The following is a 15,552-nucleotide window of genomic DNA, read 5'->3' as shown; positions in this document are numbered from 1 at the left end:
CACATACTGGCAGGTTTGCATAAACTGTCTATTAAAGTAGCATTTGTCCATATTTACCTATTTATGAAAGAGGCATTCACCTATAGGTTGGGTGATAATAGCAAAAACTGCTAAACTCGCTAGTAACATTATTTATCCTAAGCAAATTGCTCATACGACAATAAGAAGCTGACTCTCATGAAAAATTCCACTATAGAAACCATGCAAGCAACCTCACAAGAAACATCGCAACAAACTTCACGAATAAGCGATATGCTCGTCAGTAAGTCGTTATCTTCTGCAGACTATAATGCCACTCACGATGCCATGCTTGAGCGCACACTTGAGCGCATCAATTTAAAAAAAGAGCAAAGCTTACGTACGCCTGATGAGTTATGGATAGTCGATCATAATGATGTCTATACCCTAGGTCAGGCAGGTAAAGAAGAACATATCTTACAGCATACGGACACACCCATTATCAAGACCGATCGCGGTGGGCAGGTGACGTGGCATGGCCATGGACAACTGGTAGTGTACTGGCTATTTGACTTACACAGTCTTAGCTGGAGTGTGCGTAATCTGGTATCACATGCTGAGCAAGCGATAGAAGATGTCGTCAACGACTGTCTAAAAAGCCTGCCGCCATCGGAGAGTAACGATGTTAGTAGCACTATTAGCGCTCATCCGCGTCGCGATGCTCCAGGTGTCTATCTATATGCTGATCTGTCTCATACTCATAATAGAGATACTGATGATAAAAACCATCAACCCATCTCGTCAGCAGAAGATGCCATCATGCTAGGAAAAGTCGCTTCACTAGGTTTTAAGATTAAACACGGTTTTAGCTATCACGGCATTGCGCTTAATTTAGATTGTGACTTGTCAGCGTTTAATGCAATCAATCCTTGCGGTTATGCTGGTATGCAAATGCTGCGATTAGCGGATTTTGTGACAATGAATAATGATGCAAAGCGAGACCAGCAAATAGGCGCAGCATTGAGTTATGAGCAAATTACCCAAAAGTTTATCGATAATGTCGCCAAACGTCATGCTGGTTTGATCGATTTGCGCCCGATTGCTTCTTATAAATAGCAGATGCCTTACTACTTTATATTAAATATTAATTATTTTATGCCAATCTAAAGTATTGAGTCTTATTTTGCATAATATCGTGCCTTCTTAGACTTAAGCTTAACAAGAAAATTTAAGTCAAACTTGCTATACTCGCAGGCGGCACAGATGAGGCGCAGCGATACACATCCTACGCCGCATATCATCCTGTAAACATTTTTAGCCAATCAAGCATTTATAACAAGAGCAGATAGGAGTATTTTATGGCAGATTTCAATAAAATCTTAGACGCAGGCGATGTTGATGGCGGCATTATTAATGTCGTAGTCGAAATCCCGACTGGCAGCAGTCACAAAATCGAGTGGAATCGCGAATTGGCTGTATTCGAGCTTGATCGTATTGATCCACAAATTTTTGCCAAACCTTGCAACTATGGTTTTATCCCGCAAACCCTTGATGAAGATGGCGATGAGCTTGACGCGCTAATCATTACTGAACAGCCATTAACGACTGGTATTTTCTTAAAAGCCAAAGTTATCGGTGTGATGAAGTTCGTTGATGATGGCGAAGTGGATGATAAAATCGTCGTCGTACCAGCTGATGATCGTAACAACGGTAACGCTTATAACAGCTTAGAAGATCTGCCAGAACAGCTCATCAAGCAATTACACTTCCACTTTAGCCACTATAAAGATCTGAAAAAAGCAGGTACTACCGTGGTCGAATCATGGGGTGATGTTGGCGAAGCGAAAGAAGTCATCAAAGAATCTATCCAGCGCTGGAAAGATATGTAAACTATCGCTTTAGGTGATAAGTAAGCATTATTTGAAATACCGCAATCATCCTTATGACGGCGGTATTTTTTTGTGTAAATCTAGGTCATATTGGAAAACTATCAAGTTATAAAGGGTTTGCCTTACTTGTCATGCCAATATAAAAGAGAGTCAGTAAGACTGGGACAAGTTTTGCGCAGTCTCTGTCAGCGTAGACACAGCACGCAAGAAATTTTTTTCCCAGTCTCGCGTCATAATCTGGTGTATCCATTTAATTTAGTATTAACGATACCATCGAACAATAATTTTATAGAGATAACATTGCTATAATAGTTGGCATTCTTAACAAGCGCTCTAATGTCATCAAATAGCAAGGACCATCATGTTTAACTCCGACTCAAACTCAAAACCTGTCAGTGCAAAGCTACCCAAGTCTATTGGTATGATGGTCGAAAAAGGCAATCTAGTGATGGCCATCAAGACGTTGGCTCAAGACGAAAACATCAGCATGGACGCAGCAAAATTACGTGTTGACGCCTATGAGACCGAGATTAAGAATAAACAACATCAAAACCTAACTACAATTGCCAATAGACAAGGCATCCCAAATGAAGCTTTAAGTTTCGATAGAGAACCAGAGGTAGAGACCACGACTGAAACGCTTGTCAAGCACCGCGTCAAAACAACGAAATCTGAACAAGGTTTTAAAAGCTTACAAAGAGGCGTCGATAGTAAATTGGATGATATAGGCTATAAAAAACCGCTCATCCCTTATTTGGCTAAGCGGCTTTTAGTGATTGCAGCCATCATGGCAGGATTGTTTTGGATATTATGGCGGGTCTTTGGTTAACTAGTTCTTTACTTAACTAAGATTTTTGATAATAAGGATATATTTTGATAGAAATGCTAGCCCATTATATCGATTTGATTGCCAAGGTAGTTGAAATCATTGGTGTACTTATTATGTTTTTTGGCTTGTTCTTTGCGTTTTATCGCGGCATACGATTAACCAATGGCTTCAATCATGATACCTATGTCGAGATTAGACAGACCGTTGGTAAGTCTATTTTATTAGGCTTAGAGGTGCTCATCGCTGCCGACATTATGGCAACCGTGGTCACAGAGCCGACGTTACGCGGCGTTTTAGTCTTAGGTTTTATTGTACTCATTCGAACTTTTTTGAGCTTATCACTACAAGTCGAACTAGAAGGACGCTTCCCGTGGCAAAAAGAAAAATCACCGCAGGGGACACAGCGAGTGAATCAAAAACTTTATAATGACAATTTTGATAAATCAAACTCAGATTTAGACCCTTAAGCTCAGACTCAAAATGCGCATTATAAATAATGCTATTGGTATGACATTTATTTAAGTCATTCATGCGTTTGCAAAAAATCTTCGACCACGCGAAACTGCCCAGCGGTACTTTCCTCACCATACATTGCTTGACGAAAGGCATTAGAGTTAGGAATACCTGTGGTGTACCAAGCGATGTGCTTACGGGCAATACGGCAACCTGAGTATTCACCATAAAAATCATATAATTCTTGTAGATGCGCCAGTACGATGTCTTTTATCTCGCCGATACTTGGGGCATCAAGGCTTTCACCGGTACGCAAAAAATGCTCAATATCCCGAAATAACCACGGCTGCCCTTGGGCAGCGCGTCCTATCATCACCGCATCGCACCCTGTCATCTCATAGACCTGCTGGGCTTTTTGCGCGCTATCAATATCGCCATTGGCAATGACTGGAATACTGATACTCTCTTTGACTTCTCGTATCAGCTCATAACGTGCTGTGCCTGTATACATGTCCTCACGCGTGCGCCCGTGAATAGCAATCGCTGCGATCCCCGCTTGCTCTGCTCGCTTTGCCACCCGCAAGATATTTTCTCGTCCATTCTCAAACCCCAAACGCGTCTTTAAGGTGACAGGGGCATCGACTGCGCCTACCGCAGCATCAAGCAAATGCGCAACCAAATCTTCGTCTTGCAGCAATGCCGAACCTGCCAGCTTGCGACAAACTTTTTTGGCAGGACAGCCCATATTGATATCGATGATCTGTGCGCCATTATCAATCTGATAACGCGCCGCCTCGGCAAGTTTATCCGGCTCAGCCCCTGCTATTTGAGCAGAAATTGGCGCGATTTCATTGTCAAAATTAGCCCGATAGAGTGATTTTTTGCGAGCATAAAGCGCCGTATCAGCGATAATCATCTCGCTAACTGCATGACCTGCGCCAAATGACTTACACAACCTGCGAAAAGGATTATCCGTCACGCCTGCCATTGGTGCGACCATCAGACGATTTTCAATCGTCAGACCGCCAATATTAAGCGGCTGCAACAATGGATGATCGCTGATAGGTTGTACGACCGATTCAGAATGAGTTAGATTATTTATAGACATAAAAAACGGCTTGATTAACGGTAAAAACAAGCCGTTATTCTAAGGGTTCTGGATTTTAATGCAAGCCATTCAAGCGAATAACTTGCAACAACTAATACTCAGTTTTAATAATGAAACCAACTATTTATCAAACATGCTACTTATCAAACACACTACCCTGCTCAAGCGTGATATCGTCATCATGCTCCTGCATACGCCATGGTAGGCTGTTCGGCGACTCTTCTAAGAAGTATAGATATTTTTCAAACTGATCGATGATATCGTTAATCACCGACTCTGATTGATAACCGTACAAGTCATAAACCTGACCACCGCGGCGCAAATGGACCTTGGCACGGTAATAGTGTTCTTGCGATATCTCACTGCTGACTCTGTCCTTATAATAAACAGGTATGTCTTGGTGCGTCAATCGCACTTCATACCAAAACTCTACATCATCGCCATACTGTAGCTCTAATACCGCCCGGTTATTGGTGTCATCATAATTGACTTCAGGATGCCAACCCGTTTCCTTAAACTTCTCTGCCACCTCCTTCATCGATGACATGACCGTCCCTTTAATATAGTTCAAAACATCTTCACGGCTGGGTTGTTCAGTAATGTAATCAATCCGATTGCGCCATGACTCAAGCTTAAGCAGATGTGGCGGCAAACGGTTTTCATTTGCCAAGCTTTCATCACGGTGACCTTCAATACGCAGCGCCCGCCACATACCAAACATCGCAATCAAGATAATCATCGTAAACGGTAAGGCACTGACGATGGCTGCCGTTTGCAGAGCTTGTAACCCACCTGCCAGCAGCAGTACCGAAGCGACAACACCCAATATTACCACCCAAAACGTACGCTGCCATGCTGGCGTGTCACTACGCCCCCCTGCAGCTAGCGAGTCAATCACTAACGATCCAGAGTCAGAAGAAGTGATAAAAAAGGTAATAATAAGTACGACTGCTAGACCAGATACCACTTGAGTAAATGGTAGGTTTTCAAGCAGCTTAAATAAAGCGATAGCTTGGTTATTCTGTACTTCACTAATGAGGGACTCATAGCCTTGTACCATAATCATGTTTAGCGCCGTATCACCGAACACGGCAAACCAAAAGAAGGTAAAAATAGTCGGTACTAGCATTATACCGGCGATAAACTCACGAATGGTACGCCCGCGGCTAATCTTGGCAATAAAGATACCGACAAACGGTGACCATGAAATCGTCCATGCAAAGATAAACAACGTCCAACTGGTGATCCAATCGCCTTGCTGATAGGCTTGCAAACTAAAGGTACGTTCAACGATATTGCCCAAATAGCTGCCTGTGTTCTCCATAAAGGCATTTAGAATAAATACTGAAGGACCGACGATAAATACAAACAGCATCAGAGAGGTTGCGAGTGTCATATTTAAGATAGACAGGCGTTTTACGCCCTTATCCATACCCGCCAATACTGATATCAGTGCCAAGCCTGTTATTACGGTGATTGCAATAACCTGTACGGTGGTATTAACTGGAATACTCGGCACCAAGTAGTTCAAGCCTGTGTTAATTTGCGAGACAGAGATACCCAAACTGGTTGCCAGACCAAACAAAGTGCCTAAAATAGCAAATACATCAACCGCATGACCTATGGGGCCATGGATTTTTTCGCCGATTATCGGATACAGCGTCGAGCGCATCGACAAAGGCAAACCATGTCGAAAAGCAAAATAAGCTAAAGTGAGTGCCACCACACCGTTAATGGCCCAAATATGAAAACCCCAATGAAAATACGCAATTTGCATCGCCTCTTTGGCTGCAGCAATCGTTTGCGGCTCTGACAGCGGCGGCGTGGCAAAATGAATCACAGGCTCAGCAACGCCATAGAACAATAAAGCGATACCGTATCCTGCCGAAAACAGCATAGAGATCCATTCAATAAAATTATATTGCGCCGTGCCATGGTCAGGTCCTAGCTTGATGCCGCCATAAGGCGAAAACGCCAGAATCACGATAAACATCAAGAACAGCGCTGTGGCCAGCATATAAAACCAACCAAAAGTCTCGGTGGTAAAGCCCAGCACTTGTGCAAACAAACCACTTGCCAGTTGTGGATTGACCGAAGCACCGATCACCAACAATACCATGACCACAGCGGTCGGTATAAATACCGGCATCAAAATAGTCGAACGAGATAGCTTACTCATAAAAGGTTCTCAAAAATCATAAATTTGAATAGGTGTATGATACGCTTATATAACATCTGTTTTTTTAAAGTATTTATATGTCTTTAGTATGCACAAATAACGCTTGTCGACAATTCATTCATATATAAGCCCAGTAAGCGATAGTTTAAAATAGCGTTAACCATAGCGCTTTTAAACTATAATGAAAAGGGCATTTTCTATAGCAAAAAAGGCAGCCATCTAGCTGCCTTTAGTGACAATCAGATGTTTCGATACTTACTTATCAAACACACTACCTTGCTCAAGCGTAATATCATCATCATGCTCTTGCATACGCCAAGGCAGAATGTCTGGCGACACATTAACAAAGTGTAGATATTTCTCAAACTGATCGATGATATCGTTAATCACCGATTCTGATTGATAACCATACAAATCATAGGTTTGACCACCACGGCGCAGATATACCTCAGCACGATGGTGATGCTCTTGCGGTAATGTATTGGCCATATCTTCAGTATAATAATCAGGAATCTCATGCTCGGACAAACGAACCTCGTACCAAAACTCAACGTTTTCGCCGCGTCTTAATTCAAGCACTGCACGATCATTAACCTCATCATAATTCACATCAGGCAACCAACCTGTCTCTTCAAACTTCTCTGCAACTTCATGCATTGAAGATAAAACCGTGCCTTTAATATAGTCCAGTACCTTGTCACGCGTTGGTTGATGGGTTATATAATCAATACGGTCACGCCATGCATCTAGTTTGAGTAAATGCGGTGGCAGATGATTGTCATTGGCTAAGCTCGCGTTGCGATGCCCCTCGATACGTAGCGCACGCCACATGCCAAATGTAGAGATCAATATGATGACTGCAAAAGGTAGCGCGCTGACGATAGCAGCAGTTTGTAGAGCGCTCAGACCTCCAGCAATAAGTAACGCTGCCGCGACTGCACCTTCGGTTACCACCCAAAACGAACGCTGCCACCACGGCGTGTCACTGCGACCACCTGCAGCAAGTGAGTCAATGACCAGCGACCCTGAATCTGATGACGTCACAAAAAAGGTGATAATTAATAGTACGGTCAATGATGAAACTATCTGTGTAAACGGCAAATTCTCTAACAGTTTAAACAGTGCTATCGCTTGGTTATTCTGCACCTCCCCAATCAAAGCATCGTAACCATCAACCATAATCATATGTAGTGCGGTATCACCAAATACCGAGAACCAAAAGAATGTAAACAGCGTTGGTACTAACATCACACCCAGTACAAACTCACGAATGGTACGACCACGACTAATCTTAGCAATAAACAAACCGACAAATGGCGCCCATGCAATCGTCCAAGCAAAGATAAATAACGTCCAACTACCAATCCAATCACTAGATTGATAGGCTTGCAAACTAAAAGTACGCTCAACAATATTGCCCAAATAGCTGCCCGTATTTTCCATAAAGGCGTTTAAGATAAATACTGATGGACCGACGACAAATACAAATAGCATCAGCGCTGTTGCCAAGACCATGTTTAGAATAGACAACCGTTTAACACCCTTGTCCATTCCAGCCAGTACAGAGACGAGGGCCGCTGCGGTAACCAAAGCGATAATAATGACTTGCACTGTCGTGCTTACTGGCACCATATTAGGCAATAAGTAATTCAAACCTGCATTGATTTGCGCTACCGATAAACCCAAACTGGTGGCAATACCAAACATAGTACCCACAATTGCAAACACATCGACCGTATGCCCAATAGGCCCATGGATTTTGTCACCAATTAATGGATATAACGTTGAGCGCACTGACAATGGCAACCCATGACGAAAAGAGAAATATGCCAATGACAAACCTACCACGCCATATATCGCCCAAATGTGGAATCCCCAATGAAAATAGGCAATCTGCATCGCCTCTTTAGCAGCAGCAATCGTTTGAGGCTCTGAGAGTGGCGGACTGGCAAAATGTAGCACAGGTTCAGCGACACCATAAAATAGCAACGCAATGCCGTAACCTGCTGAGAACAGCATGGCAAACCATTCAAGAAAATTATACTCAGCCTCCGCATGGTCAGGACCCAGCTTAATACCGCCATAAGGCGAAAAGGCTAAAGCAATAATAAACATCAAAAATATAGCGACTGCCAACATATAAAACCAACCGAAAGTATCGGTGGTAAACGCCAGTACTGAACTAAATAACTCGCCAGCAGCTTCTGGATTGATTGCGGTGCCAATTACCAATAGCAGCATGATGGCAGCAGCTGGTACAAATACTGGCAACAAAATAGTGGAGCGAGGTAATTTACTCATAAAAGACATTGTCCTCAAATTAAAGGCACTTTTATTGAACGAAAAACTCGTTCGTATAAGTGAAGTAGAATAAACGCGCCCAATAAAGCATGTTTTTTATCACACTCTCATACCAAACCCCAGAAGAACTTATAGCTCGTAACACTAATTTAACGATTGTTACATGACTATTACCAAGCAATAAAAAAGGTAGCTTGTTAGCTACCTTTTCATATTTATGACAAGTCTACTAGGACTTAACGCCTTTATCCGATGTAATTAATTTATATAACCCAAAAAAATAGCACTATATTAAGAATCTGAAATCGCTGCTGCCAGTTGCTGTGCAGTATGGGCAAGCTCATCGCTATCGGCTTGCTTGGCAGCATGAATACCCAATTCATGTATATTCCCTGGTATCAGGTGCACATGGTAGTGAAACACCGTCTGACCTGCTTGCGCGCCATTTAGCTGCATCTGAATAATACCTTCACGTGCAAAGACCTGACGCTGCGCTTGCATGACTTTTTTAGAAGTCATCAAAACAGCTGCAGCATATTCTGGCTCAAGATCCATCAAATCAACGGCCTTTTGCTTAGGTATGACCAATACATGACCTTCTGCTTGCGGCATGATGTCCATAAAGGCGAGAGTTTTATCATCTTCATACACCTTATGGTGCGGAATATCGCCTTTTAACATTTTGGCAAAGATGTTATTGTCATCGTACTTGACTACCTGATTGTCCTGACTCATTATATTATTCCTTAAATATTCATTAGCGGTTAATACATCATCTTATCTGGTTACCTATCATCTGTCATATATAGTGGACGAAATAGAGTCTGAGTACAAGATACCTTCTCACTATTATCGTTTATAACAAGGTGTGTTTATCAAATATTAAATCGCTATATCGATCGTTTAAACACTTATTTTGTTCGCGATATATGTGCTTTAAATGTTATATTAAGCCTTCACTCTGCCAATGCTAGGTTTATGAATTTGACTACCCTACCTACTCAGTTACTATCCAATTCTAATGCCGATACATTTTCTAACTCTGATAAACTATCATCTGCATCGTCAGATTATATAGTGTCATCAGAAAGCGGTGCCGTCACAAAGACTATCGCGCCAAATGCTATCATTTTGGCAGACGCTCTAACCGATACAACCATCAGTTGGCGCATTCATAATTGTAAAATTAGTAAAAAAACGCTCACTCAAGATAAGCCTTTAGCGTTTTTATATTACTACGACAGTTTAGACGATGCGATCAAGCAGACTCATCCATTAACGCCCGCTCTACTTGCTCAGTTTAATACACCTATGACAGCGGATGAGGCTGCTAAGCTCATCGGTATTGATAAAGCGCTAATAACCAGCCCTTGGCATGTAAAAGTGATTGGCTCGCTGGTTGTGTTTAGCGAAGCTCTGCAATTAGCGGTGCGCCTACATTGGACAAATACGGGCAAAGCGACGCAGCAGATATACATCAAGGACGCAGACGATGCTATGGCAGCGGCTTTTAAAGAATGGCAGTTTTTTGGCCGTGTGGATGTTCTATATAAAAATGATAACCAAACTCTAGTCAGTATCGATGAGCAAAACATAAGCGATGAGCCGCTTCACACTATTGATGCTAGCACAGATTATCAACAGCTGTTGGCCACTCATGCTTTAACACTTATTGCTAAATTAGAAGCGGATAAAGCAGAATTACCTTGGTTTGAAGCAGCTATTTTAGAACGAATCGCCTAAGAATATGACGCAAATTTTTGTATGAGACGCCTTCACATGACCCATGAATTGTTTTTAGTTATTCATATCTAATGGTATGGTAACCTCTTAGTATTATTCACTAGTATTCACTTTGTATAAAAAGCACACTATCAACATTAAAGCTAAAGCTGAGGCTATATCTTTAACGAGCCTCGCCTATTTGTAAGGAATATCATATGGATTATCGCTCAAAAACCTCTACTGGTGGTCGTAATATGGCAGGTGCTCGCGCACTATGGCGCGCCACTGGCATGACTGATGGCGACTTTGGCAAACCGATTATCGCTATTGCCAACTCATTTACGCAGTTTGTACCTGGACATGTGCATTTAAAAGATCTTGGACAAATGGTAGCGCGTGAGATCGAAAAAGCGGGCGGAGTGGCAAAAGAGTTTAATACTATTGCCGTCGATGATGGTATCGCAATGGGTCATAGCGGTATGTTGTATTCGCTCCCAAGTCGTGACCTCATCGCTGACTCGGTAGAATACATGGTTAATGCTCACTGCGCTGATGCGTTGGTCTGTATCTCCAACTGCGATAAGATTACCCCTGGCATGCTGATGGCTGCCATGCGCCTAAATGTGCCTGTGGTGTTTGTCTCTGGCGGGCCAATGGAAGCGGGTAAAGTTGTCGCTAGTACCGTTGCTCACAGTCACAATAATGATGGGGGCAGCGACGTACATGCTACTGATAGTAAAGGCAATGCCATTCGTAAGCTTGACCTTGTTGATGCGATGATGGATGCTGCTGATGACACCATTAGCGATGAAGATGTCTTAGCTATTGAAAGCTCAGCGTGCCCAACTTGTGGCTCATGCTCTGGTATGTTTACTGCCAACTCGATGAACTGCTTGACCGAAGCTTTGGGACTATCATTGCCTGGTAATGGCTCCTTATTAGCAACCCATGCATTACGCCGCGAGTTGTTCTTAGAAGCGGGTCGCACGATTGTATCTTTGGCCAAACGCCGCTATGAGCAGGACGATGATTCTGTATTGCCGCGCTCTATCGCGACCAAAGCCGCCTTCGAAAATGCGATGAGCTTAGATATTGCGATGGGCGGCTCAACCAATACTATTTTGCATCTATTGGCTGCAGCAAATGAAGCAGAAGTGGATTTTAAAATGGCTGATATCGACCGTTTGAGTCGCGGTGTCCCTTGTCTCTCTAAAGTCGCCCCTGCTTCGCAAAAATATCATATGGAGGATGTACACCGTGCTGGCGGCGTGATGGCATTACTTGCTGAGCTTGATCGAGCAGGATTACTTACCACCGATATACCGACTATCCATAGCTCCTCAATGAAAGAGGCCATTGATAAATGGGATATCATGAATCCTGATAATACTGAGGCGCGTGCCCGCTACATTGCTGCACCTGGTGGCGTACGTACCACTGAGGCGTTTTCACAGTCAAAAGAGTGGCCTAACCTTGATGTCAACCGTGAGTCAGGCTGTATTCGTAGCGTCAAGCATGCCTATTCAGAAGATGGTGGCCTTGCCGTACTCTATGGCAATATCGCTGAGCGTGGCTGCGTGGTCAAGACTGCTGGCGTCGATGAAAGCATCTTAACCTTTACTGGTCGTGCGCGTATTTTTGAATCACAAGATGCAGCCGTAGCAGCCGTGCTTGATGATCAAATCATAGCAGGTGACGTGGTCATTATCCGCTTCGAAGGTCCAAAAGGGGGTCCTGGCATGCAAGAGATGCTTTATCCAACCACCTATCTTAAGTCAAAAGGCTTGGGTAAAGAATGTGCGCTACTCACTGATGGTCGTTTCTCTGGTGGTACATCAGGCTTATCTATCGGTCACGCCAGTCCAGAAGCTGCTGAAGGCGGTGCGATTGGTCTGGTTGAAGAAGGCGATACCATCCATATTGATATCCCAAACCGTACCATCAATATGCAGGTCAGCGATGCAGATTTAGCAGCACGTCGTGAGGCGATGGAAGCACGCGGCCGCGATGCATGGAAGCCTGTAAGTCGTGAGCGTTATGTCACGCCTGCCCTACGTGCTTATGCTGCTATGACTACCAGTGCGGACACTGGTGCGATACGAGATGTGAGTCAAGTGGAGCGCTAACTACAGACTACAGAGCAATGAACTAATTTTTTAAATCAAGCCAGCTTTCATGCTGGCTTTTTTTCACCAAAAAACAACGCAGCTGTCGTTTTGATAACGATTTTTTGCGAAACTCATTGCGTTTTTTCGTCACTATAGGTTTTTGAACGCTTTTATAGATTACATTTACGTCCTACACCTTACAACTTTTAGAGATAGCTATTATCAACTTTCTATTTAAAAGCTCATAAATATTTTAAATGGACCAAGCGGCATGCACAAACCTTATGATTGAAAATTATAATTTATTCTTATTAGTCTGCGGCATCGCCTTTTTATTTGGTGCCATTTTTCCTATCGTATTTAAGCCTCTACCTGTATCTCTACCCATGCTTCAAGTTACTTTTGGCATTGTGATTGGCTATTTATGGCTCTCCTTGTCATTTTTGGACCCTATGGAACATGGCGTTATTATCGAGAAACTCACCGAGATTGTGGTACTTGTATCACTGGTTGGAGCAGGTATCAAAATCGATACGCCATTATCTTGGCGTTTGTGGCGCCCTACTACCCGGCTGTTACTTATTACTATGCCTGTTGGTATTTTTGCAATGGCTGTCTTAGGCTATTACGCGTTTGGTCTGACTATAGGTGCAGCAATTTTACTAGGGGCTGTACTTGCGCCTACTGATCCTGTATTGGCATCTAGCATTCAAGTTGGACCGCCTAATACTGGGGGCGAAGATGCCCCGCGTTTTACCTTGACATCAGAAGCCGGACTCAATGATGGCTTGGCATTTCCCTTTGTATATTTAGCCATCAAGATAGCTGAAGCTTATAGTGAAGGTCAAGGATTCTCAGGCGAGCTACTCTGGACTTGGTTTACACATGACGTATTATGGAAGATTGGTGCAGGTTTAGTGGTCGGTATAGTCGTTGGAAAGACTTTGGCAAAAGTGGTGTTTTCTAAGCATACTCGTGAGACTACCATCTCTCAAGGTTACGTGGTCATTGCATTGACATTGTTAGCTTATGGCTTGGCTGAGTATATACACAGTTATGGTTTTATTGCTGTCTTTATCGCCGCTTTTGCCTTTCGCCGCTCAGAGCACGAACACAGTTATCATGAAAAACTGCATGACTTCGCTGAGCAATCAGAAGGTCTATTGATGTCTTTAGTACTGGTAGCTTTTGGCATACTTATTGGACAAGGGTTGCAATCAGATGTTGAGCTGACATGGCGGGTCTATATTGTAAGCTTTACCTTCTTACTACTCATCCGTCCGCTAGGGGGTATTATCGCACTGACAGGATTAAACCTACCTCGAACAGAAAAATATGCAATATCTGCCCTTGGTATTAGAGGCATTGGTACTTTATATTATTTGTCTTATGCCCTTAATCACGGATTTTTTGGGGAAGAAGACGCGCTTAAGCTTTGGGTGGTATGCTCTATTGTTATCTTATCCTCTATCTTTATGCATGGTTTAAGTGCGCCCAAATTACTAAAAATGACAGCAAATAAACCACGCTCATAGTTCAAGTTTGTAATCTTAATTCGTATGCTCAATCTGTATTGATTAAATCTAATACCGCTTCCGTCAGTGCAAACTGGCGGACATCATTTAGCATAGTTACATCAAAGTTGTGTACAAAAGCGAAAGACAGCTGCCGAGTAGGATCACACCAAGCGACTGAGCCGTTGTAGCCCATGTGTCCAAAACCCGCTTCAGTATTAGCACAAACGCTAAACAGACGATGATAACCCAAGCGCCAATGCATGTGAGCAGGCATTACTGCATCCATCCCTGTGACTTGCGGAGTAGATAGCTGCTCGAATGTTGCTTCATCGATTAGAGTTTGCCCTTGCCATTTACCACCGTTTGCCAACATAGCATAGATGGTCGCTAAGGCTTTGGCTGAAGCCACACCATTTGCGGCTGGAATAACTGCCTGCAGCGTTTGACGATTATAGTACTCTATAGGTTGCTTGTTGGCCGGTATGAGTGCAGCCTTATAGTTTTTTAAGTTTAACTGACTTGTATTAAGGTATAAGCGGTTGATCTGAGCGGTATCTAAGATCGACAATTCATCTATACTTTCGTCATTACTATATTCTTTAGTTGTTTGAAGTTTTATAGCATGTTGCTTCCAGCATTTATAAATTGACAGATTTGCATAGGTACGCAATGTATTTTTAGAGTCAGGTTTTAATACAGGCTTATTTCGACGAGAACGAAGCTGGGGACGCTCTACACTATGATCTTGCTTAAGGGTTTTAAAATCTTTTACCAATATAGCCACTTTATCTGCTTTATCGCTTGGTACACCAAAATAGCAACTACTAGTGATACCTAGCGGCTCCGTTAGATAATGACGTAACGCTTCGGCCAACGTCATATCGGTGACCGCTTCTATAACACCTCCTAATATCCAGCCATAAACCAGCGCACTATAAGCACTGTCATATCGCGTTGCATCCTCAGGCAAAGTTATGGGCATTGCAGCGACCTTAGCAAGCATACTGTCCCAGTCGAGCAAGGTTTCGCTATCAGCATCAATACTGTTGATCGAAAACAAATTGGCTTGATGCGACATTAATGAGCGTAAAGTGATATCAGCTTTGTCATTAGAGGCAAACTTAGGCCAATAGTTGGCAATTGGTGTATCATAATTCAGTAGTTTTTGTGACACTAAGACATGAACCAACGTTGCTAATATCCCTTTGCCTGTTGAAAAATTTAGGGATAGAGTTTCCGGTTGCCATAAGATATCAGGTTGTGCCATACCGACGCTGGCCTGCGCAATACACTTGCCAGCTTGATAAACGATCAGTGATCCACCTGCTGGGGCATCATCTAGCTGTAGATCGGTTAGCAATTGTTGCAGGCGCTGCTGTATTTTGGTATCAATCCTACCGCTTCGATCATAGTTGTTAGTAGTATCTTGCATTGTCGTTTCACTCACTTATTGATTATCACTTGGTTTTTGATGATAGATAGTTT

At 43.0% G+C, this 15,552-nt stretch carries 12 protein-coding genes; 7 read left to right on the top strand and 5 right to left on the bottom strand.

The window, feature by feature from the left end; all coding sequences use genetic code 11:
* The first annotated feature begins 201 nt into the window (after positions 1–201).
* The 4 genes from BTV98_RS03865 to BTV98_RS03850 all read left to right on the top strand — a co-directional run bounded on the left by BTV98_RS03865 (position 202) and on the right by BTV98_RS03850 (position 3,143).
* The gene (locus tag BTV98_RS03865; RefSeq protein ID WP_075102999.1) at positions 202–1,074 is read left to right on the top strand and encodes an octanoyltransferase; all 873 of its coding nucleotides are present in this window, start codon (positions 202–204) and stop codon (positions 1,072–1,074) included.
* Positions 1,075–1,316: 242 nt separating this feature from the next.
* On the top strand, positions 1,317–1,847 hold the full coding sequence (locus tag BTV98_RS03860; RefSeq protein ID WP_075102924.1) for an inorganic diphosphatase: 531 nt from the start codon (positions 1,317–1,319) through the stop codon (positions 1,845–1,847).
* 361 nt (positions 1,848–2,208) lie between these two features.
* The gene (locus tag BTV98_RS03855) at positions 2,209–2,676 is read left to right on the top strand and encodes a hypothetical protein (protein WP_075102923.1); all 468 of its coding nucleotides are present in this window, start codon (positions 2,209–2,211) and stop codon (positions 2,674–2,676) included.
* A gap of 53 nt (positions 2,677–2,729) precedes the next feature.
* Positions 2,730–3,143 carry a DUF1622 domain-containing protein gene (locus BTV98_RS03850; protein WP_075102922.1) on the top strand — a complete coding sequence of 138 codons (414 nt, stop codon included), beginning with the start codon at positions 2,730–2,732 and terminating at the stop codon, positions 3,141–3,143.
* Between the two features lie 56 nt (positions 3,144–3,199).
* Here the strand turns inward: BTV98_RS03850 and dusB are convergent, their stop codons facing one another.
* From dusB to BTV98_RS03830, 4 genes are all read right to left on the bottom strand, one after another.
* The gene (gene dusB, locus BTV98_RS03845) at positions 3,200–4,237 is read right to left on the bottom strand and encodes a tRNA dihydrouridine synthase DusB (protein WP_075102921.1); all 1,038 of its coding nucleotides are present in this window, start codon (positions 4,235–4,237) and stop codon (positions 3,200–3,202) included.
* Positions 4,238–4,373: 136 nt separating this feature from the next.
* Positions 4,374–6,416, bottom strand: coding sequence for a BCCT family transporter (locus BTV98_RS03840; RefSeq protein ID WP_058368061.1), 2,043 nt, complete (start codon positions 6,414–6,416; stop codon positions 4,374–4,376).
* A gap of 255 nt (positions 6,417–6,671) precedes the next feature.
* Complete coding sequence (locus BTV98_RS03835) at positions 6,672–8,717, bottom strand: BCCT family transporter (RefSeq protein ID WP_058368062.1); 2,046 nt, start codon at positions 8,715–8,717, stop codon at positions 6,672–6,674.
* Between the two features lie 291 nt (positions 8,718–9,008).
* Positions 9,009–9,452, bottom strand: a complete 444-nt coding sequence (locus BTV98_RS03830) for an HIT family protein (protein ID WP_075102919.1) — start codon at positions 9,450–9,452, stop codon at positions 9,009–9,011.
* Positions 9,453–9,695: 243 nt separating this feature from the next.
* On the opposite strand from BTV98_RS03830, the gene BTV98_RS03825 reads away from it, so the two are divergent.
* The 3 genes from BTV98_RS03825 to BTV98_RS03815 all read left to right on the top strand — a co-directional run bounded on the left by BTV98_RS03825 (position 9,696) and on the right by BTV98_RS03815 (position 14,085).
* The gene (locus BTV98_RS03825) at positions 9,696–10,460 is read left to right on the top strand and encodes a hypothetical protein (protein ID WP_075102918.1); all 765 of its coding nucleotides are present in this window, start codon (positions 9,696–9,698) and stop codon (positions 10,458–10,460) included.
* Between the two features lie 197 nt (positions 10,461–10,657).
* A complete protein-coding gene (gene ilvD / locus BTV98_RS03820; RefSeq protein WP_075102917.1) occupies positions 10,658–12,568 on the top strand; it encodes a dihydroxy-acid dehydratase in 1,911 nt (636 codons plus the stop codon).
* Between the two features lie 266 nt (positions 12,569–12,834).
* Positions 12,835–14,085 carry a sodium:proton antiporter gene (locus BTV98_RS03815; RefSeq protein WP_075102916.1) on the top strand — a complete coding sequence of 417 codons (1,251 nt, stop codon included), beginning with the start codon at positions 12,835–12,837 and terminating at the stop codon, positions 14,083–14,085.
* Between the two features lie 28 nt (positions 14,086–14,113).
* Here the strand turns inward: BTV98_RS03815 and BTV98_RS03810 are convergent, their stop codons facing one another.
* Positions 14,114–15,499, bottom strand: coding sequence for a serine hydrolase (locus tag BTV98_RS03810; RefSeq protein WP_075102915.1), 1,386 nt, complete (start codon positions 15,497–15,499; stop codon positions 14,114–14,116).
* Positions 15,500–15,552: the final 53 nt, after the last annotated feature.

It is taken from the genome of Psychrobacter sp. Cmf 22.2, assembly GCF_001921745.1.
Lineage (GTDB): Bacteria > Pseudomonadota > Gammaproteobacteria > Pseudomonadales > Moraxellaceae > Psychrobacter.
Note: the sequence above shows the minus strand (reverse complement) of the source record. Positions and strands in the feature narration are given on the sequence as shown.

Bases quoted from the DNA above. Each gene is read 5' to 3' on its own strand.
- BTV98_RS03855 (WP_075102923.1), top strand. From the start codon at position 2,209: ATGTTTAACTCCGACTCAAACTCAAAACCTGTCAGTGCAAAGCTACCC.
- BTV98_RS03830 (WP_075102919.1), bottom strand. From the start codon at position 9,452: ATGAGTCAGGACAATCAGGTAGTCAAGTACGATGACAATAACATCTTT.
- BTV98_RS03865 (WP_075102999.1), top strand. From the start codon at position 202: ATGCAAGCAACCTCACAAGAAACATCGCAACAAACTTCACGAATAAGC.
- BTV98_RS03860 (WP_075102924.1), top strand. From the start codon at position 1,317: ATGGCAGATTTCAATAAAATCTTAGACGCAGGCGATGTTGATGGCGGC.
- BTV98_RS03835 (WP_058368062.1), bottom strand. From the start codon at position 8,717: ATGAGTAAATTACCTCGCTCCACTATTTTGTTGCCAGTATTTGTACCA.
- BTV98_RS03810 (WP_075102915.1), bottom strand. From the start codon at position 15,499: ATGCAAGATACTACTAACAACTATGATCGAAGCGGTAGGATTGATACC.
- BTV98_RS03825 (WP_075102918.1), top strand. From the start codon at position 9,696: ATGAATTTGACTACCCTACCTACTCAGTTACTATCCAATTCTAATGCC.
- dusB (WP_075102921.1), bottom strand. From the start codon at position 4,237: ATGTCTATAAATAATCTAACTCATTCTGAATCGGTCGTACAACCTATC.
- BTV98_RS03815 (WP_075102916.1), top strand. From the start codon at position 12,835: ATGATTGAAAATTATAATTTATTCTTATTAGTCTGCGGCATCGCCTTT.
- BTV98_RS03840 (WP_058368061.1), bottom strand. From the start codon at position 6,416: ATGAGTAAGCTATCTCGTTCGACTATTTTGATGCCGGTATTTATACCG.
- ilvD (WP_075102917.1), top strand. From the start codon at position 10,658: ATGGATTATCGCTCAAAAACCTCTACTGGTGGTCGTAATATGGCAGGT.
- BTV98_RS03850 (WP_075102922.1), top strand. From the start codon at position 2,730: ATGCTAGCCCATTATATCGATTTGATTGCCAAGGTAGTTGAAATCATT.